The following is a 20,574-nucleotide window of genomic DNA, read 5'->3' on the forward strand; positions in this document are numbered from 1 at the left end:
GGCAGCCATCATCGCCAGCATCCCCACGATAACGCAAAGCGCCGACCAGGAAGCTGGCCGGCGCTTTGGTGCATTTTATTATCTGGGAGTTCTTTGAACCTGTCAGACGGACGCCGCAGGCGCCCCGACCACGGCCACGCCACGCCGCAAATTCCGGCCTTGGGCTTCCGCAAGCGACAGCAGGCGCAAAGCATTGCGCGGAAGCAGTCCCATCATCGCTCCGGCAGCAGCCTGCACAAGCTCGAGCGATGGACCGGCCTGCATGGGTTCCACCTTGTTCAGGATGGGAAGGAACTGGAAGAAGGCAGTGCGCATCTCGGCGATAGTTCTGCGCATCTTTTCATCGTATTCATTCGGCTGCGCCTCTATCGTCACCAGATGATCCTGGACCGATGTCCCGACGGCTGAGCCTTCCAATGATGCGTTGAGCGCTTCGATGAAAATCCTGTAGGCGAAGAAATCCCGGTAGACGAGCGCATCCATCTTCGGAATACCCGGTACGTTTTCCGGATCTTCGGCAACGAGAATGCAAGGCTTGACCTGGTCCCTCAGATCCAGGTGATCGACGATATGGTTCAGCGAGCGGCCTGTGCCGACGAAGTCCACGAGCAGGGTCTTCCGGCCGAAATGCGACCTCAGATAAGCTTCGTATTCTTCCGTGGCGGAATAGCAAAGCGTCCGAGAGATCCTGACATAGCTGGCCGGCGGCATGCCCTGCCGGACGAAATGATCGCAGGACAGCAGCTCGTAGAAAAGATTGCAGTCTCGCGAGGCGGTCATGATCCTGTCGGCACCGCAATCGGCGGCCAGATGACGGACCCAGAAGGCGCCGAGGATCATCAGGGGAATGTTGAGACTGATTTGCCCGAAAAGCGCATTCCGCACCGCCACGTCACGATGGAATGTTTGCAGCCGCAGCTCCCGGACCGCATGCGCATAGGGTGCGAGACCCGCGCTGTGCAGGATCTCTTCCGTCTTGTCCCACTTGGATATTGTGACGAGATTACCGGGAATGCCGAATGCCGCGGGGCTGCTGATATCCGCATGCGGATTATCCCCGAAATGGGCGCGCAGCTTGTACTCTTCCTTGATGCCGGGCCAGATCGTGCGGTGATGCTTGCCGTAGTTGCTCAGATAGAGCTTGTTCTGTAGCCCGCATTTCTCTCGAAGCACCTTTTCGATGAAACTGCGCGGAAGATACATGTCCGAGATGATGATGTCGTGCGGATTGACGAAAGCGATCACCTGGCGGATCGGCATGAGGGTTTCCCACTCCTCCTCCAGTTCCACCAGCTTGGCGACCTTTGCCTGCCGTTCGGTCAGGGAACCCTCGGCAACGAGCATGTCGTAAATGTCGTCCAGACCATAGGACCGACGACCGAATATGCTCATCTCTACATGATGGCGGCGGGTCGCAAAACCGGCGATGCCGAGCTTGCCTTCAACCTTAACGAAGACAGCAAGAGGATTGAAGCAACGCCGGGCCACCAAAGTATCGAATACGTCGAAGCTCTGGATACCTGCATGATAATCGGAATCGTTCTCGAACAGGAAATGCCTGTTGCCGGGCACGTCGTGGCCGGGCAGCGGGCTGATGAAGGTCCCGGTCAGATAGGGCTTTCCGGTTTCCGAGAAAGCAAGCTCCATGCGGCAGGTGGTGATCCCGTTGTGACTGAGAATGTTGACGCCGCCCGCATCCAGTTCCCAGTAGGACTCGTTGGCATGATGGTAGCCCACGACGAACCCGTTCGGATGGAAGACAAAGGTGTTGCTGAGCGGCTTCTCTCGGTCTTCCACGCGGAAGGTAAATGTTCGGGAAGTGAGCCATTCAGCGGCCACGGATGCAGTGCGCAGGTCTACCGCGAGTGTCATGGGATCCCCAGATTCGGTTCAGTCAGCTCCCTTTTAAGCCAAGCTACCTTGCTCGGAACTGGAACTGCCGATGCGCGATACAACCGGTTGTCCCCGCGCGGGACTACCTCAAGCTTCAGGCAAGCCAATGGCGGCTATTGCTCTTGCGAGGCGGAATTCTGCGTTGGCATGACCTCGGCGCCAGGAATGCCATCTCGATGCCGATACGGCATCTGCGACCAAACATAGACACAGCTTCTTTATTCATTTCGCCAGATCCGATTACGGCAATCCAGATCAAGGACCACAGCGTATGACGTCGATCGTCCCTTCCCTCAGCGTCGCTCAGATCAGGTCCCTATCCAAGGCGTCGGTTGCGGCTTGGAATACGGAAGACGTTGCATCCCTGTCCACCAGGCAGATGGCTGCGCTGTCCTCCGAACAGATTGGCGCCTTGGACACGGAAGATGTCGATGTCCTCAGCACATCGCAGCTCGGTGCCATTTCGCAGAGCGCCATGATCGGCCTCACGCTGGATCAACTCTCCTTCCTGACAGGTGAGGATATCGAGAGCCTCAGTCCGGACCAGATTGCCGCCCTCGCTACCGCCCAGATCAGCGGCCTGACGGCGCAGCAGGCAGAAGCCTTGACCACCGCCCAGGTCGGGGCACTAAGCTCGGCGCAAGTGGCAGCACTCAGTGCGGCCGATCTCGAAACATTCTCGACCGACGACATCGCCGCGATCAGCAACAGAGGCGTATCGGGCCTCAACGCCACGCTTATTGCGGCTCTTTCCGAGGATCAGGTCGCAGCGTTCAGCACCGACGCCATCGCCAATCTGTCGAGCAGCCAGATCGCTTCCTTTTCTCAAGATCAGGTTGCAGCTCTTACGACAAGCCAGGTGGCGGTTTTCAACGCCGCGCAGATCAAGGGCATCAGCCTGGATAGCCTGGCCGAACTGACGACCGAACAAGTCGCCAGCCTCAGCACCAGAGCCATTGCGGGCCTCACCGCCGATCAGGTCGCCGCACTTTCCGCTGATCAGGTCGAGGCGCTTTCACCTGCCCAGGTGAGCGCGCTGACATCGACGCAGTTGGCCGTCCTTGACGCCGATGCCCTGGAGACATTCTCGGCCGAAGACATCGCTGCGATCAACAGCAAAGCCATATCCGGCATTGCTGCAAGCGTCATTCCCGCCTTGTCCACCGAGAAGATCGCCGCGCTCAGCACAGCTGCGATCAAGAACCTGAGCACGGGCCAGGCCGCAGCACTCTCGGCCGAGCAGGTTGCTGGGCTTACCACGATACAAGCCGCGGCCATCACGTCGACACAGATGAAGGTGCTCAGCCTCGATGGCATTGCAGAGCTTACGCCGGCGCAGATCGCCGCCTTGAGCTCCAGTGCCATTTCCGGTCTCACCACGTCCCAAGCCGCCTCCCTGACAGCTGAACAGGTGGAGGCCCTGACGCCGAGCCAGGTGAAGGTGCTCAGTTCGCTCCAGATGGGCGCATTGAGTGCCGATGCCATTGCGAAATTCTCGGCAGCCGACATGGCAGCCATCAGCAACAAGGGCGTCCTTGGCCTCACCGAAGAAGCCATTGCGGCATTGTCCCCGGATAAGGTTGCAGCCCTAAACACGAGCGCGGTGGCGAGCCTTGCAACGTTGCAGGTCGCCGCACTGAGCGAGGCCCAGGTCGGGGCTCTGTCCGAAGCGCAGATCAAGGTTCTGACTTCCAAACAGCTTGCCGTCCTGTCTGTCGACGCAGTGGCGGCATTCTCGACATCCGACATCGCAGCGATCACCAGCAAGGCGATCGGCGGTCTCACCGAAGATGCCGTAGCCTCATTGTTGACCAGCCATATCGCCGCATTAAGCACAGCCGCAGTCGCCAAGCTGACCACAACACAGGTCGCCGCTCTGTCTTCCCAGCAGGCCGAAGCTCTTTCCGTCGCGCAGGTGACGGCGCTGACGTCGAAACAGCTGACGGCTCTGTCCGCAGATGCCATAGCGACATTTTCGACGGCCGAGATCGCAGTGCTGACCAATAAAAGCATCGGCGGCCTTGATGCCGACATCATCGCAGCATTCTCGACGGCTCAGATCGCCGCCTTGAGCACCAGCGCGATCGCCAATCTGAACACCAGCCAGGTGGAGGCGCTATCCACGCAGCAGGTTGCAACCCTGTCCACCACGCAGATCAAGGCGTTCAACGCAAAGCAGATGTCAGCCTTGAGCGCCGACAATGTCGCCGTCCTGACTACTGCCCAGATTGCAGCGCTGACCACGGCCGCGATGAAGGGCCTGACGGCCGAACAGGTCAAGGCATTTTCGACCCTTCAGGTGGAAAGTCTTTCGGCGAGCCAGATCGGGGCGCTTGGCTCCGCACAGGTTGCCGCCTTCGCGCAGGAGGATATCGCGACCTTCTCGACCGCAGACATCGCAGCCATCAGCTCCACGGCGATTGCCGGCCTGTCAGTAGAGGTCATTGCTGCACTTTCGGCAGATCAGATCGAGGCTTTGAGCGCGGCGGCTATCGGAGGGCTCGCCACCAATCAGGTGGATGCGCTGACCCCGACGCAGATCGGCGCTTTGACGACGCAGCAGATCGCAGCACTGAAGGCCGCACAGGTCGCAGCCCTGAGCACCACCGATCTTGCAGCCTTCTCGACCAGCCAGATCGCAGCTTTATCCCCAGCTGGCATCGCTGCACTGAGCGAGGATCAGATCGAGGCTCTGAGCATCGACCAGATCTCAGCGCTCGCCACCAAGCAGGTCGCTGCACTGACGTCGACGCAACTGGCGGCCCTCGAGGCCGACGACATTCCCAGCCTGTCCACTGTGCAGATTGCCGCCATGAGCGTCTCGGGCGTCGCGGGCCTGACAACAAAGCAGGTCGCCGCGCTTACGACGCAGCAGGCGGAAGCCCTGACATCCAAGCAGATCGGCGCATTGACCTCGGCACAATTGGGAGCGCTGGGAGCAGACGGGATCGCTACCTTCTCCACCAAGGAGATTGCCGCCATCAGCTCCAGCGCAATCGCCGGCCTTTCCACGGACATCATCGCCACCCTCCCGACCAGCGACATCGTCGTGGTCAGCACCGGCGGCATTACCGGCCTGACGACCAGGCAGGTCGACGCCTTGACGACGGACCAGATCGTGGCCCTGTCCACCAAGCAGATTGCCGCCTTGACCTCGGCACAGATTGCCGCACTCGCGACGTCAGACATCCAGGCTCTTTCGACTGCGCAGATCGCCGCCTTCAGTGCCGCCGGCGTCGCAGGCCTGAGCACGACCCAGATCGGTGCCTTGAGCTCCAACCAGATTGCCGCTCTGTCGACAAAGCAGGCGGCCGTGCTCAATTCCTCGCAGATTGCCGCCGTTATCGCCAATGACCTGGCGGCCTTTTCCGTCAGCAATCTCGCAGTCATCAACTCCGCTGCTGTCGCCGGGCTGTCGACGGACGTGGTCTCGGCGCTTTCGACGGCCGCGATCGCCGCATTGAGCAATGGAGCAATTTCCGGCCTCAGCACCAAACAGATCGATGCCTTGAGCTCGGCTCAAGTCGCCGTGCTGTCGACCAAACAGATCGCTGCCCTGACATCCGCACAGGTAGGCGCACTCGGCGTAAGCGACGTCGCGGCTTTGTCCGGAAGCCAGATCGCTGCCTTGAGCTCGGCTGGCATTGCAGGTCTTTCAACAGGCCAGATCAGCGCCTTGAGCACCAATCAGGTGGAAGCGCTGACCCCTGCCCAGTTTGCGGTTCTGACCTCGAGGCAAACGGCTGCCTTGGGCGTTGACGACATGGCAAGCCTGTCGACCGCCGATATCGCTGCGATCAGCGCCGACGGCATGTCAGGCCTGTCGACTGCCGCCGTGGCAGCCCTCACCATCGGGCAGATCGAAGCAATCGGCTCGTCTGGTATTGCCGGCCTCAGCACGAAACAGATGAGTGTCCTCAGTTCCGATCAGATCGCCGCCTTGACCACTAAGCAGGTAAGCGCGCTCACCAGCCAGCAGGCCACGACGCTCGATCCGAGCGACATCGGGCAGTTTTCGACCGACGATATTGCTGCGATCGGCGCCGGCGTCATCGGCGGCCTGACGACAGCTGTGATTGCGGCACTTTCGACAGGGCAGGTGGCAGCTCTGACGACCGCCGCCATGGCGGGATTGTCGACGCGGCAGATCCAGGCACTGGACAGCAGTCAGGTGGCCGCTCTGACGACTGGCCAGCTGGCCGCCCTCACCTCGCCGCAGGTCGGCGCCCTCGGCACCGATATAGGGGCGCTTTCCCCCAGCCAATTGGGTGCCCTGAGCGCTGCCAGCATTGCCGGTCTTACCACCGGACAGGTCGCTGCCCTGAGTACCGAACAGGTGGAGGCGCTGAGTTCGGCCCAGGTGGCCATGCTGAGTTCGGCACAGATCGCAGCACTCGGATCGGATGATCTTGCGACCTTGTCGGATGCCGATATCGCCGCCATCAGCGCGAGCGCTGTACCCGGATTGTCCACTGCAGCCATAGCGGGCTTTTCAGCGGATCAGATTTCTGCCTTGAGCGCGGCCGGGATCAGCGGCATGACGACTGCCCAGCTCAACGTCCTGAGCTCCACACAGCTTGATGCGTTGACGCCATCGCAACTCGCTACGCTCGCGTCGAGACAGCTGGCAGCACTCGGCACGGGCGGTATTGCAGCCCTTTCGCCCGAACAGATCGAAGCTTTGGGAACGGCCGCGATCGCCGGGCTCTCAACCGGCCAGATTCAGGCTCTGTCGTCAGAGCAGGTGGAAGCCCTGACTTCGGTGCAAATTGCCGCCTTGAGCTCCGCACAGATAGCCGCCTTTGACGCCGACGATCTCGACAGTTTCTCCACCAAGGAAATTGCTGCCATCAGCGCCGGCGCCATGCCCGGGCTGTCCACGGCGACGATAGCCGGTTTCTCCGAAGAACAGATTTCCGCCCTCGGCGCTGCCGGCTTTGCCGGCCTGACAACGACCCAGATCGACGCCATGAGCACAGGGCAGGTCGCGGCGCTGACGACCGCACAGCTCGCCGCCCTAACGACGAGACAGATCGGCGCGCTCGGGACCGAAGACATAGCCGCCATCTCCGCCGACCATATCTCAGCCTTGAACCCGACCGCTGTTGCAGCCTTGTCGACTGCTCAAATGGCTGCCTTGACCACCGGCCAGGTTGAAGCGTTGACACCGACGCAAGTCGGTGCCCTTAGCTCGACCCAGCTAGCCGCCTTGGGCCAGGATGATCTGCAGACCTTCTCCACGTCCGATATCGCTGCCATCAGTTCGAAGGCGATATCGGGATTGAGCTCCACGACCATCGCTGCCTTTACGCCGGACCAGATTTCTGCCCTGGGCGCCGCCGGCATTGCAGGCATGACGACCGACCAGATCAATGCGTTGAGCCCCGGACAGGTCGAAGCGATGACCACGGCGCAGCTTGGCGCCCTCACGTCCAAGCAGCTTGCAGTGCTTGGTACCGACGATCTGGCCCAATTCTCCGCAACGCAGATTGCGGCGCTGAACACGGCCGCCATTGCCGGACTTACCACAAGCCAGGTCAGCGCGCTGACCGTCACCCAGGTCGAAGCCTTGACGCCGGGCCAGGTGGCAATGCTGAGCTCCACCCAGCTCGCGGCCCTGGGTCAGGACGATATCGAGGCTTTCTCCACCGCTGACATAGCGGCGATCACCTCCAGCGCCGCTTCGGGCCTGCCCACCGCCATCCTGGCAGCCTTTTCGGCCGATCAGGTCGCAGCGCTTGGGACTGGCGGCATTGCCGGTCTTTCCACGGCTCAGATCGGCGCGCTGAGCAGTCTCCATATCGAAGCTTTGACGCCAGCCCAGATCGGCGCGCTGAGCTCGAAACAGGTTGCAGTGCTTGGCGCAGATGATCTTGCAAGCCTGTCGACGGAGCAGTTCGCAGCGATAAGCTCGAGCGCCGTTGCCGGCTTGTCGACGATCACGATAGCAGCCTTGACCACCGACCAGATCGCCGCTTTGAGTTCGGTAGCCGTCGGCGGGCTTTCGACGGCCCAGATCAATGCGCTGAGCCTAGACCAAATCGACGGCCTGTCCACCGGACAGATCGGCGCTTTCGGCTCCAAGCAGGTGGCTGTCCTCGGCGCGGACGATCTGGCCGCCTTCTCCACAAGCCAGATCGCAGCCCTCAGCGCCGCTGGCATTGCAGGTCTGGGCAGTGCTCAAGTCGCGGCCCTGAGCGTCGAGCAGATCGATGTCCTGTCGACCGCTCAGATCGCCGCCTTGAGCTCGGGCGCCATTTCGGGGCTTGCCGCAGAGGATCTGCAAACCTTTTCGACCGCCGACTTGGGCGCCATCAGTTCCGCCGCGATCAGCGGCTTGTCCACAGGCTTCATCGCCTCCCTGTCGCTTGAGCAGATCGGGGCCCTCGGCGTTGCTGGCCTCAATGGTTTGAGCAGTAGCCAAGTCGCTGCCATGAGCGCTGGACAAGTGGATGCATTGTCGACGGACCAGCTAGCGGCCCTCGGTGCGTCAGGGCTTGCCGGACTGAGCACGGAAGATCTCGATACCTTCACGCTGGATGAGCTCGCGGCGCTCAATCCGTCGGCGATCAAGGGCCTTTCAACTAGTGTAGTCGCTGCGTTCTCCACGCAGGAAGTGGCCAGCCTGACCACAAGCCAGATCCAGGGCTTGGGTTACAATCAGGTGATTGCGATGAGCACCGATCAGATTGGCGCCCTGTCGCTGGGCCAGGTCAGTGCGCTTAACGCCCTTCAGGCCGCGGCCCTCGGTGCAGACGACATTGCGCTTTTGTCCACCGACAAAATCGCGGCCTTGAGCACCAGCGCTATTTCCGGTCTCACCACGAGCGCCATAGCCTCGCTGACAACGGCGCAGGCCGAAGCCTTGACACCGCTGCAGGTGAACGCGATGAGCTCCGCCCAGATCGCGGCGCTGACCGACGAGGGACTGGCGACCTTTTCGACCGAGGATATCGCGCTGCTCGGGACTTCCGGCGTCGCCGGTCTTTCTATCGATGATATCAACCACCTGTCGAGTGCCCAGTTGGGCGCCCTGATCGATACCCAGATGGGCGCTTTGAATTCCGACCAGATCGCCGCAGTAATTTCGAAATATCTGGCGGCGTAAACAGCGTGAGCGGGCTGGCCGACGCTACCTCCCGCTGCGGTTGTCGCCTCTGTTTCGGCAAATTGTGCCGCTATGGCCAGCATTTGGGTGCCGCGACCTTTGCGGCATCCAGTTCGGCCAAAGCATCTGTGAGAAAAGCGGTATAGTTGAGATCCTGCGCTGCCAGCGCGGCTGTCATCGCCCCTAGGCTCTGCTAAGCTTGAGGCCTTCGATGAAGCGAAGCGCAGCGGAGTTGGCTCTTGTCCGACGATCAGGATAAAGACAGCAAAACAGAAGACCCAACTGGCAAAAAAATCCAGGATGCCGTCACCAAGGGCAATCTCGCGATCTCGTCCGAAGTCGCAATTTTCGCATCCGCGCTTGCCTTCTACATGTTTCTGGTCTTTTTTCTGCCGAAAAACTCGGCCCATCTGGCAGAAGTGCTTAAAAGCCTTCTCGAACACCCGGAACAGTGGCGTGTAGAAACCAGCTCGGATCTTGTTTCGCTCTGTGGCTACCTGCTCATGCAGTCCGCGCTTTTCATGCTGCCGGCTGCCATCCTTTTCATGTCACTCGGCATGCTCGCCTCCGTCGGCCAGCACATGCCTTCCTTTGTGCTGGAGCGAATCAGGCCGCAGTGGAACCGCATTTCGCCGATGTCAGGTTTCAAACGGATATTCTCGGTCAACGGCCTGGTGCATTTCGGTAAATCGTTGGTCAAGATCGTCGCCGCCGGGGTCATCATGTATTTCGTTCTGCAGAACGAATACTTCAAACTGCTGGACTCGATGTATTCGGATCCACAGACCGTGTTTCCGATCCTGGTGCGAATCATCAAGAAGATGGTGATCGTGGTCCTAGCCTGCGCCTTCCTTGTTGCCGCAGCCGATATTTTCTGGACGCGTCACCAGTGGTTCAGCAACCTGAAGATGACGAAGCAGGAAATCAAGGACGAGATGAAGCAGTCGCAGGGCGACCCCTTCGTCAAGGCCCGCCAGCGCTCCATTGCACGAGACCGATCCCGCAGACGCATGATCAACAATGTCCCGCGCGCAACCCTGATCATCACGAATCCAACGCATTTTGCCGTGGCGCTTCGATATGTAGCCCAGGAGTCGGAGGCTCCGGTCGTGGTTGCGAAGGGCCAAGATCTGGTCGCCCTGAAAATCCGCGAGATTGCGCAGGAGCACGGAATTCCGATTTTCGAGGACCCTCCCCTCGCCCGTTCCATGTTTGCGCAAGTCTCAGTCGATAGCGTCATCCCATCGGTTTTTTATAAAGCGGTGGCTGAGCTGATCCACAGGGTCTATTCAGCACGCCGTCCGAACAAACGGATGCGCTGATCTGATGAAAAAATGCACCTACTCCGCAACACGCGAAGCAATCGTTGCCAAGGCTATAGGCCCGGTCGCTTCAGAACTCCGACTGATCGATCCAGCGGATCTGATCTCACTGCTTCGCCTGGAATACCACGCGAATATTTCAGATTTAGTATCGTCGGCAGCTGAGCTTTATTTCCATCCGGGAACCGTTTGTTTCGGGATCGGCGGCGACTATCGCCTGGACTGGGATACCTATCCGTCAGTCACGCTCGACCTGGAAATCAAGCCCCGGGGCGTGACGATCCATGCACAGCTGACGCTGGAGGCGGAGCGCGCCTGCATCGAGATCAACTACATCAACTTCGTTAGTCCCTCCGCCAATCCCGACGAGAACACCCGATTCCTTGAAGACAGCCTGCTGGAAGCGACTTTCCGGCCCTCAAGCCGAGGCATGGCCAGCCTTTCGGCAGCAAATTACTGAGCGCTCGGCCGTTTCAGGTATTTGTAAAGTTTCGCTTAACCGCAGCTTGGTAAGAATTATTAATTCCGGCTCATAACGGCCGGCAAAGCGGCGATGCTAGGCCCGATCTTCAAGGAAAGAGCATGACCTCGACGACGCTTTCGACCTATACGAGCTACCTGATCGTCAACCGGGACATGAAGTCCTCGCTGAACAGCGTCGCCAACCAGGCGACGGTCTCGCGCGAATCGAAGTATTACGAGGAGAATATCGGCAAGGTCACAAGCGTCGACGAGTTCGTCGACGACTACCGGCTCTATTCCTATGCCATGAAAGCCTACGGGCTAAGCGACATGACCTATGGCAAAGCCTTCATGAAGAAGGTCCTGGAAAGCGATCTTACCGATTCGGCCAGCTTTGCCAATTCCTTGACCGACAAGCGGTATGCGGCCTTCGCTGCAGCCTTCAACTTCACCAGTTCCACCGCAATGGCGCAGACCTCCGTCCAGGAGAATACACTGGTCAAAGCTTACCAGTCCTCCTTTGACGAAGAGCAGACCAGCATCCAGGCCGAGGTGGATTACTATAATGCCACGATCGGCAGCGTCACGTCGGTAGACAAGCTGCTGTCGAACAGCCGGGCGACGGCCTATGTGCTGGAATCCTTCGGGCTCGATCCGGACTATACGTCGAAGAGCTATCTAAAGCAGGTGCTGACGAGCGATCTCGACGACCCGAACAGCTTTGCGAACCAGACCGGCAACGACACTTTCGTCGCGCTGGCGAAAGCCTTCAACTTCAACGCCGACGGCACCGTCAACGGTGGATCGGCACAGACGGCAGACCAGAAGCTGTCGCTCAAGCTGGACTATATCTACAACAAGTCGACCTTCCCTTCCGATCTTCTGGCCGATGCCAATAAGACCTATTGGCAGACCAAGATCAGCACGATGACCAATGTCGACGAGCTCGTCGACGACAACCGGATGGTCGAATATCTGAAGACAGCCTACGACATCAACGTGCAGTTTTCATCGTCAATCAAGTCGCTCCTGACAAGCGATTCGGCTGCGGAAATCCTTGGCTATACCCATGTCAAAGCCATGTTCAACTTCCAGAGCGACGGGACCATTGCTGCCGGCAACGCGGCCCAGACGGCTGCCCAGCTGGCATCGATAAATGCCTCCTATGTCACAGCATTCCAAGCCGACCAGAAAGACACGGTCGACAATGCCATCAAGAACTACCAGACCCGGATCGACGAGGTTACCAGCATAGACGACTTCCTGACGTCGAATGCCGATGACGAAGACGAGGACAATGACGATGTCACGGAAATCTGGGACGTCGCGTTGCGCGCCTATGGGATCGATCCGCACGAGGTCGGAAAGACCAAGCTGCGCGACATCCTTTCGAGCGATCCGGACGATCCCGACAGCTACGTGAACCAGTTCGAAGACGAGCGCTATGTGGCTCTGGTTAAGGCATTCAACTTCGATGCCGAGGGAGACATCAGCACGCCCCTTCTCGTTCAATCGGAAAGCGTGACCAATGACTACGCCAGCGACTACCTGAGAACAAAGACCAAGCTTCTTACCGGGGTCGAAAAAACCGAAGCCAAGACGGCGGCGGAGAAGGAAATCGGCTATTTCCAGACGCAGATGCAGACGATTACCACTGCGAAGCAGTTTTTGGCAGATGAGAGGCTGGTTTCCTTCGTGCTTGAGGCCAAGGGCGTGGATAGCGATTGGGTCACCACGGACGACCTCAAGAAGATGTTCGCCTCGGACCTCGATGATCCGGAAAGCTATGTCAACAGCCTTGAAAACAAGGCTTTTGCTGAGATCGTCGCTTCCTTCAACTTCGACACCAAGGGCAATGTATCGTCGGATCCGGTCGGCACTGTTCAGCAGCGTGGCGATGTGCTGACAACCGTAAACAACTATGTGCAGCAGACGCTGGAAGAACAGCAGGGCGAAGACAATGAGGGCGTCCGTCTGGCTCTTTATTTCCAACGCACCGCTTCGGATATCACCAGCCCCTACAATATCCTAAGCGATACCGCACTGTTCCAGTTCTTCAAGACGACGTTCAGCATGTCCGACTATATCTCAAACATGGACACGGCCCAGCAGGCCGACATGATCGAGAACTACATCGATATCAACAAGCTGCAAGACAGCGATTACGTGACGGATCTGCTCAAGCGCTTCACTGCGCTTTATGATCAAGCCAACAACAACACCACGTCGCCGGCGCTGGCTATGCTGACCAGCACGAGCTCGACGCGGATCAGCGCCGACACCCTCCTGGCCGTTGCGCAGCTCTCCAGCAGATAGTCTTTAAATCAGTGGATATAGCCCAGGCGGATCGCCTTGGCGATCGCCTGGATCCGGTTTACCGAATCGAGCTTGATGGTGGCCGAGCCGAGATAAGCATTGACTGTATGGACAGAGAGGCCGAGATTTTCCGCAATCTCTTCGCTGATGCGGCCGTCGCCGGCGAGCTGCAGACAGGCAATCTCCCGCTCGCTCAGGGTCTCGGCGGGAACGCTGCGACGCTCGTCGAGGGCAAGCAGGTCCATCATGACCTGACAGCACCTGACGTGCTGGTCGATGATCACATCGCTGCCGAGTTCGATGGAGGTGGCGAGAAAGGCGACATAGCCGTTGCCGAGCGCGCCGAGCCGAACAGGAAAGGCAACGCCGGAAAAAGCGACAACCTTTTCCTCCAGACGGCGCATCAAGGGCGAAAAATCGCCCGCATCGGCAAAGCTTGCATTTTCCGAGCCGTTCCAGATCAGCGGCAGGATGGACATGTCGATATGCTCGAGAAAGACCTCGCCATAACCTCCCATCAGTTGATCCTGATGATGGGCGCCGGCCGGTCCCCAATTTTCCAGCTCGCAAATGAGCTTGCGCTTGTTGGGAAGCCCCGCTCCAGCAATCCGGAAGACGGCGAAGTGGCGCGCCTTCAAGTTCTTCTGCATGGCGACAAGTTTGGGGAAGACATCCGACCGGCTGGAAGCGCGCTGAAGGCGGAGATACTGGATGTTTCCGGGTCCGTCCGCCATACCGCTACGCGAATAACCCATTGGCTGCCACTTCCTTCTAGACCAGGTTGTTGCGGACCGCATAAGCGATCGCTTCGGAACGCGTCTTGGTCGCGGTCTTACGCATGACACTGGTGATGTAGTTGTTGATCGTATTGCGAGAAATCCCAAGAATGACCGCGATTTCATCGCTTGTCTTGCCTTCGGCGATCCAGAACAAACATTCGAGCTCCCGTTCGGTGAGCTCGAAATCCCTCTCGGCCTTGGCATCCCGTGCTTCGGCGAAGCTTGCCCCATAGGCGGCAAACAAGCCGGCTTCGCGCAGACGCTCCTGCGACAGGATAATCCCTTCCACGAACAGCAGCATCAACGAAAACCGCGCCCGGCCGACACAGAAGGTAAGCGAGCAATATTGGCGGCTGATATCATCAGGCGGCGCAATATCGTCGGGCAGAAGCGAAAAGCTCGGGGTCAGCAGCGAGAGGCACTTTTCCAGTTCGGTCGAACGGGCATAGCCGCTCGCAAGCTCTGAGCCGAGCCGCCTGACGAGGTCGAAAGGCCAGTTCGAGGTGACTATGAAATCGAGACCCTGTTCCTGGATAAGGTCGTAGCGGGCCAGCAGGAAGTGGGAAGCACCGACATAATCCGCCAGGAGGCGCATCATGGCCTGAACATTGTTGGACGTGCTCGCAACCGCAAGCCGTCTGATCAATTGCTCCCTCGACATGATCCTCGTCGCAGCGGGCTCCATGTAGGAACGCCCATCTGTGTTCATGTCTGGATCCGGCAACTCCATCCGCTATTGCTCCCCGCCGAGGCGCAGATCGACTGGTCCGCGCAACGGCATGCTTCAAGGACGTATGGTGGTTCTGGCTCCTAGATTCCGGGGCTAAAGGCTATACCATCGATATAGCACAACACCACCTGCGAAACTTGAAACTCGGCTTCACCCTCTTGAAGCCACCCGAACACCCTTACGAATCATGGCCATTGTAGGATGCACTTTAGGAATTGCTATCACTCAAAGGAACAATTTCCGTAGCAGGTCGGCACCGGGAGTCACTGGCCCGTTGCGCAGGCTCGCCAAGTCCGTGCCAGACCTCAATAGAAAAGGCCGAGCAGTGCCCGGCCTCGCGTGATCATATTTTTGTGATCGGTATCAGGCTGCCTTGTCGATAGCCCATTTGCGAAGAATTTTCGCTGCCCGTTCTTCAGAAATCTCAACCATTCGGGCGAGGCGCTTTTCTGGACCTTCCTTGACGCGGCGGTTGAAGCCCCCATCGTCGTCGCCGCCCATGAGATCGTCGGAGCTATCGAAGCCGAAGTCCGAGCCGAAGCCGTCCATGAGCGCCGGGCTGGCACCACCAGGCGAGAAGTCAGGCAGTTCAAGACCAGCACCTTCGGTTGCCGTGCCGACCGCCGTGGTTCCACCGCCGCCGACGCTGCGGACCAGAGGGCGAAGGCCAAGCCAGACCACCAGGAAGGCAACACCGACGAAGGCGAGCGAGTTGATGATCCCGCCAACATTGCGTGTCAGCACTTCGACCATACCAGGACCACTTGCGGCCTCGTCCAGGAGTTGGTTCTCGAGGAAGTCCATTGCGGTCAGGGTGACGACGTCGCCGCGGGCGGAATTGATGCCGGCAGCCGATTGAACGATCTTCTGCATTTCTGCGAGATAGGCGTCTACCTTGGCCTGATCCAAAGGCTCGCCCACCATTTTGGCAATGCGGCCCTTGTTGACAACGACAGCGACTGAAACCTTGTCGATCTGGTAGCTGTTGCGAGTCGTTGCGATCGTCTTCTGGTTGATCTCGTAATTGGTCTGCTCTTCCTTCTTGTCGGACTGGTCGGAAGATTGCGGCCCATTGGCGCCACCGGTTTCAGGCGCCGCCTGCGGTACGTTCTGTTCGACAGTGGCCGCGTTGTCATTCTGCGCCTGCTGCGATTTCGACGCTTCCTTGGTGGTGCGCACCGAACGCTCTACGCGGGAGTTCGGATCGTAGACCGTTTCTTGGATCTGCTGGCTGTCCGTATTGAGAGCCGCCGTGACGCTGGAGCGGAAGTTGTCCATCCCGAGGAATGGCGCGAGCGCCTTGTCGATATTGCTTTCGATTTCCTGCTGCACGTTCTGGACGATGCCCAGCGACCTGTTCAGCTCGCCGCCCGTCTCGTCGCCGGAAGCAAGGAGCTGGCCGGTCGAATCGAGGATGGTGACATCATCTACGTCGAGGCCGGGAACGGCGGAGGCCACCAGATGCCTGATGGAGGAGGATGCCTTCCGGCCGGCGGTGCTGTTGGCCCGGATCATAACCGAGGCCGTCGGCTTCTGCTCGCCGCGGCGGAAATTGCCGACATCCGGCATGACGATATGGACGCGGGCTGCCGATACGCCTTGGATCTGCTGGATCGACCGGCCGATTTCGCCTTCGAGTGCGCGCACTCGCGTCACTTCCTGCATGAAGGAGGTCAGGCCCAAAGAGCCGACATTATCGAAGAGCTCGTAACCGGCATTGGCGCTGTTGGGAAGGCCACGCTCGGCTAGCAGGAGACGGGCCTTACCCGTACTCCCGACCGGAACCTGGATGCTCGAACCGTCAGTGCCGACCTCGAAGGGCAAGTTTGCCTCCGCAAGTGCAATACTGACCTGATTGAGATCCGCCGTCTCGAGACCGACATAGAGGGTCTCGTAGGCAGGCTTGTTCACGTAGAGGGCTGCGGCCAGCACAATCGCAATTGACAGAACGCCGACGGCGCCCATAGCGATGAGCCGCGTCTGCCCCAGATTGGCCAGACCTTTGAAAATATTCGAAAATTGCGCCAACAGATTCATTCTGTCCCACACCGCCAACAAGGATATCGAGCCTATGCTCAATTTCACCCTATGAGGCGAAGCTTGTGCGAGCGTTTCGGAATGGATCGTCTGGCCGTCTGTTCGTCGGCCGGTAACGGGTAGCGACTGGGGTAGGCGGCAGGATCAAAAGAAGTCGAAATCGCCTGCAGCCTTGCTAAGCGGCTGCGAGTGGCCGTGTCGCATGCCGTTGGTCAGGGCTTTCTGCATGTCGGCAAGCTTGACGAGGCTGAGCGCGGTGGAAACATCGACCATCCATTCATTGGGGATGCTGGCGGTGATCGTGTCGATGAATTCAGCAAGACCGCGGGTCTTCTGGACGGCCAGATCGATGCCCTGCAGCACCTTGATGCTGTCCGGCGACTGGAGGATCTGGTCGCCGCCGAGCTCAAGCAACTGCGGCTCGATGCGTTCGATCAGGTAAGCCACGTCATGCAGTTCGGAAACCAGCCGCATCAGGACTTCCGGGAGACATTCCTCAAAAGAAGTGATCGGCGGCTTGACGATGTCGTTCATGGCTTTTCTCGGGTCCGGTGCGATCAGGGATCTAAAAGAATTCGATAGATGTATCCACCGGCTTCGGCGGCGTACGCACAGGACGCTGCTCCAGCGCCACGGTCTTCTGGGTTTCGGCGCCGGTGAGCGGATACTGGCGCGCACGTCCGCTGACAGGCCAGAATTCCAGCTTCCGTCCGCAGTCGCCGCCGGTCGAAGAGCCGACGATCGGGATGCCTTCGTCCTTCAGAAACTGCGTGGCGAAGGCAGCATTCTGTTCGCCGACATTGGAAAAACTGGCGATAGTCTTGGCACCGCCGAAGATTTTCGCCTCAAGCCGGTCACGCCGCGCACCCTGCTTCAAAAGCCCGTTGATCAGGAGTTCCATGAGATGCACCCCGTACCGGGTTGCGTCTCCCCCCGCCGACATGGCGCCGGCTGAACCGGGAAGCAGAAAATGGTTCATGCCCCCGACGCCGGCGACGGGATCACGAAGACATGCAGCCACGCACGAGCCAAGGATCGTCGATATGACAGCGTTCGGATCGTTGGCGACCTTCCACTCCCCTTGGATGATATGAATCCGCCTGGCTGCGGCGATGTCATTCATTTTAGCGCTCCAAATACTGCCTCGATAGCAGCCTTCATCTTCTCAATGGTGAAGGGCTTGGCCAGAACGTTGTTGGCGCCGAGCTGTGCAGCCTTTTGGACGAGCGCTCGGTCACCCTGAGCAGTCAGAATGATGAACGCTGCCTTCTTGGTTGCAGGATTTGTGCGCACCGCCTGGAGCAGGCCCAGGCCGTCCATGTTTGGCATGTTGAAATCCGAGATCACCAGGTGATGCGGCTGCTCGGACATGATTTTCATGCCCTGCACACCGTCGCCGGCGGCAGTGATCTGCTTGAAACCGAGCTGTGTCAGAGCGTCGCTGAGCAGCAGTCGGCTAGTCACCTGATCGTCGACGATCAGAACTTTGATTTTTTCAGCGATAGACATTTATTCGGCACCTTCTTTTCGGGCGGCAGTTAACTTCAACACTTCTTCTCCAATCGAGGCCAGCGGCAGTTGCTGCTCGACAGCCCCTATCTCGAAGGCAACTCTCGGCATGCCGTAGACCACGCACGTCTTCTCGTTCTGCCCGATCGTACGCGCGCCTGCGCCGCGCATCTTCAGCAAGCCAGAAGCCCCATCGCGCCCCATGCCTGTCAGGATAACCCCGACTGCATTGCGGCCAGCCAATTCCGCCACCGAGTCAAAAAGCACGTCGACCGATGGCCTATGGCCATTGACCGGGTCCTTCTCGACCAGCCGGCAGCAAGGCGCCGACGGGTTGACTACCTGTAAGTGCCGTTCGCCACCGGGTGCGAGATAGATCTTACCGATCTCCAATCGCGCACCGTCGGTTGCTTCCTGCACTACAGGAGCGCAGATACGATTAAGCCTTTCAGCAAAACTTTTCGTAAACGTGGAAGGCATATGTTGAGTAATCACCGTCGGCGGGCAGTTTTGCGGAAACTTTTGCAGCACCGCGATCAGTGCCTCGACGCCGCCGGTGGAAGATCCGATCGCCACGACCTTCCGTCCGACACGATAATCTACCGCTGGCGCAACCGACATTGCCGGAGCGGCACTCGTCGGCCGCCGCCTTCCGGAACGCGCCGCCGCCTTGACCTTCTCGGCAAGATCTATGAAAGGCCGGATATCGCCGGGCGCCGGCTTGCCGACGCAGTCGAAGGCGCCGATTTCGAGAGCCGCAAGCGTGGCGTTGGCCCCGTGATGCGTCATGGTCGACACCATGATCACCGGCATGGGCCGCAGCCGCATGATCTTTTCAAGGAATTCCAGCCCGTTCATGTTGGGCATTTCGATATCGAGCGTCACGACGTCCGGGTTGAGCTGCTTGATTGCCGTGCGGGCTTCGAGCGCATCGCTCGCCTGGCCCACTACGTCGACTTCCGGATCGGAATTCAGGACGGCGGTGATCAGGCCCCGCATCGTCGCAGAATCATCCACCACCAGGACACGTGCCCGAGCGCTCATGCCTTCCTCCCGGCGTTCTTGCCCGTGTAGCGATAGGTCGTGATGCCTATGTTATCGAACAGGTTCTTCGGATCCCCGGACACCCGCTCAGAATGGCCGATATAGAGATGACCGCCTTCCGGCAGGAGCGAGGCGAACCGCGCCCAGATCTTCACCTGCGTCGGCTCGTCGAAGTAGATGACCACGTTGCGGCAGAAGATGACATCGAAATTGCCCTTGAACGGCCATTGCGTCATCAGGTTCAGCTCGTTGAAGGTGATGAGCCTCTTGACGCGGTCGTCCACCTGGAACTTGCGCCGGCCGTTGACGTCCACTTCCTTGAACCACTGCTTGCGCATGGCAGGCGAGACGGTTTCCAAGGCGTTCTCGTCGTAAACGCCAGCCCGTGCAAGAGCGAGGATCTTCGGGTCGATATCGGTCGCCAGGATGCGGAAGTCGTAGTCGGCGGCATTGGGCATCATCGACAGGACCGTCAGGGCGATGGAATAAGGCTCCTGCCCGTCGGAACAGGCAGCCGACCAGATCCGTACGCGGCCACCATTCTTGGCGCGGCTGATGAGGCCCGGCAGAACGTCGTCGCGCAGATGCTCGAAATGATGGTTTTCGCGGAAGAAGCGCGTGAAATTGGTGGTCAGGTGGGAGAGCATCTCCCGCCTTTCGGCAGCGCCCTCGGGAGATGCAACCAACGTGCAGTAATCCCGGAAGCCGCGCAGGCCGAGCGTGCGAATGTGCTTGGACAGCCGCGAATAAACCAGCGAGGCCTTGGAATCGTTGAGATAGATACCGGCATCCGCATAGATCATCGCGGCGATTTCCGTCAGGTCCCGGCGTGTCAGCGGGTATTCGCCGCTGGCCAGAACCTCGTCCGGAGACTGCTTGCTTTCGACTGCGCCTAAAGCTCTCATGCCGCTTCACTTTCCTGTTCCGGGAAGAATGCCCCCAACTCGATCATGCAGATCATCCGCTTGTCGATTGCCAGGATGCCCCGGGCATATTGTCTTTCCAGGTCCGAAGAGATTTCCGGCACCGGCTGAATGTTCTCTTCCGTGATCGTGAGGATGTCGGACACCGCTTCGACAAGCAGGCCAATCACACTGCTGCGGACTTGCGCCACGATGATGACGTGGCGCGCCGTCGGCTCCGCCTCCTTCATCCCGAGACGAGCCGACAGATCGACGATAGGCAGCACCGCGCCGCGGAGGTTGATGACGCCCATGACGTATTGCGGCGCATGCGGAAGCGGTGTTGCCTGGGTCCATCCGCGGATTTCGCGGACGGCCATGATATTGACGCAGAACTCCTGGTCACCGATGCGGAAAGCGATCAGCTCACTGTTTCCCTGGACCAGATTTTTCACGGCATACGACATACTTC

General features: G+C 59.3%; 14 protein-coding genes. 4 read left to right on the top strand and 10 right to left on the bottom strand.

Going from position 1 to position 20,574, the window contains the following annotated elements; genetic code table 11:
- Window positions 1–102: 102 nt before the first annotated feature.
- The gene (locus E2F50_RS12705; protein WP_133316546.1) at window positions 103–1,872 is read right to left on the bottom strand and encodes a hypothetical protein; all 1,770 of its coding nucleotides are present in this window, start codon (window positions 1,870–1,872) and stop codon (window positions 103–105) included.
- Between the two features lie 292 nt (window positions 1,873–2,164).
- Here E2F50_RS12705 and E2F50_RS12710 point away from each other — a divergent pair, with 292 nt between their 5' ends.
- From E2F50_RS12710 to E2F50_RS12725, 4 genes are all read left to right on the top strand, one after another.
- Window positions 2,165–9,001: a beta strand repeat-containing protein gene (locus E2F50_RS12710; RefSeq protein ID WP_133316547.1), complete on the top strand. Its 6,837-nt coding sequence runs from the start codon at window positions 2,165–2,167 to the stop codon at window positions 8,999–9,001.
- A 239-nt stretch (window positions 9,002–9,240) separates the two neighbouring features.
- Complete coding sequence (gene flhB / locus E2F50_RS12715; RefSeq protein ID WP_133316548.1) at window positions 9,241–10,323, top strand: flagellar biosynthesis protein FlhB; 1,083 nt, start codon at window positions 9,241–9,243, stop codon at window positions 10,321–10,323.
- 4 nt (window positions 10,324–10,327) lie between these two features.
- Window positions 10,328–10,783, top strand: coding sequence for a hypothetical protein (locus E2F50_RS12720; protein ID WP_133316549.1), 456 nt, complete (start codon window positions 10,328–10,330; stop codon window positions 10,781–10,783).
- A 122-nt stretch (window positions 10,784–10,905) separates the two neighbouring features.
- The gene (locus tag E2F50_RS12725) at window positions 10,906–13,101 is read left to right on the top strand and encodes a DUF1217 domain-containing protein (RefSeq protein WP_133316550.1); all 2,196 of its coding nucleotides are present in this window, start codon (window positions 10,906–10,908) and stop codon (window positions 13,099–13,101) included.
- An 8-nt stretch (window positions 13,102–13,109) separates the two neighbouring features.
- On the opposite strand, the gene visR is transcribed toward E2F50_RS12725, so the two are convergent.
- The 9 genes from visR to E2F50_RS12770 all read right to left on the bottom strand — a co-directional run bounded on the left by visR (window position 13,110) and on the right by E2F50_RS12770 (window position 20,569).
- Window positions 13,110–13,856 carry a transcriptional regulator VisR gene (gene visR, locus E2F50_RS12730; RefSeq protein ID WP_133316551.1) on the bottom strand — a complete coding sequence of 249 codons (747 nt, stop codon included), beginning with the start codon at window positions 13,854–13,856 and terminating at the stop codon, window positions 13,110–13,112.
- 16 nt (window positions 13,857–13,872) lie between these two features.
- Complete coding sequence (visN, locus tag E2F50_RS12735; protein ID WP_245515402.1) at window positions 13,873–14,589, bottom strand: transcriptional regulator VisN; 717 nt, start codon at window positions 14,587–14,589, stop codon at window positions 13,873–13,875.
- 384 nt (window positions 14,590–14,973) lie between these two features.
- Complete coding sequence (gene fliF, locus E2F50_RS12740) at window positions 14,974–16,647, bottom strand: flagellar basal-body MS-ring/collar protein FliF (protein ID WP_161974129.1); 1,674 nt, start codon at window positions 16,645–16,647, stop codon at window positions 14,974–14,976.
- Between the two features lie 144 nt (window positions 16,648–16,791).
- Window positions 16,792–17,181 (bottom strand): chemotaxis protein CheT, encoded by a 390-nt coding sequence (gene cheT / locus E2F50_RS12745; RefSeq protein WP_133316554.1) that lies wholly within the window; start codon window positions 17,179–17,181, stop codon window positions 16,792–16,794.
- A 31-nt stretch (window positions 17,182–17,212) separates the two neighbouring features.
- On the bottom strand, window positions 17,213–17,770 hold the full coding sequence (cheD, locus tag E2F50_RS12750; protein WP_133316555.1) for a chemoreceptor glutamine deamidase CheD: 558 nt from the start codon (window positions 17,768–17,770) through the stop codon (window positions 17,213–17,215).
- A complete protein-coding gene (locus tag E2F50_RS12755; protein WP_133316556.1) occupies window positions 17,767–18,156 on the bottom strand; it encodes a response regulator in 390 nt (129 codons plus the stop codon). Before E2F50_RS12755 ends, cheD begins: the two co-directional genes overlap by 4 nt.
- Entirely contained in the window at window positions 18,157–19,200 is a 1,044-nt protein-coding gene (cheB, locus tag E2F50_RS12760; RefSeq protein WP_133316557.1) for a protein-glutamate O-methylesterase CheB, read from the bottom strand.
- Window positions 19,197–20,105: a protein-glutamate O-methyltransferase CheR gene (gene cheR / locus E2F50_RS12765; RefSeq protein ID WP_133316558.1), complete on the bottom strand. Its 909-nt coding sequence runs from the start codon at window positions 20,103–20,105 to the stop codon at window positions 19,197–19,199. The genes cheB and cheR overlap by 4 nt, the downstream gene beginning before the upstream one ends.
- Window positions 20,102–20,569, bottom strand: a complete 468-nt coding sequence (locus tag E2F50_RS12770; RefSeq protein ID WP_133316559.1) for a chemotaxis protein CheW — start codon at window positions 20,567–20,569, stop codon at window positions 20,102–20,104. The genes cheR and E2F50_RS12770 overlap by 4 nt, the downstream gene beginning before the upstream one ends.
- Between the last annotated feature and the right edge of the window lie 5 nt (window positions 20,570–20,574).

This window comes from Rhizobium deserti (assembly GCF_004358025.1).
GTDB lineage: Bacteria > Pseudomonadota > Alphaproteobacteria > Rhizobiales > Rhizobiaceae > Neorhizobium > Neorhizobium deserti.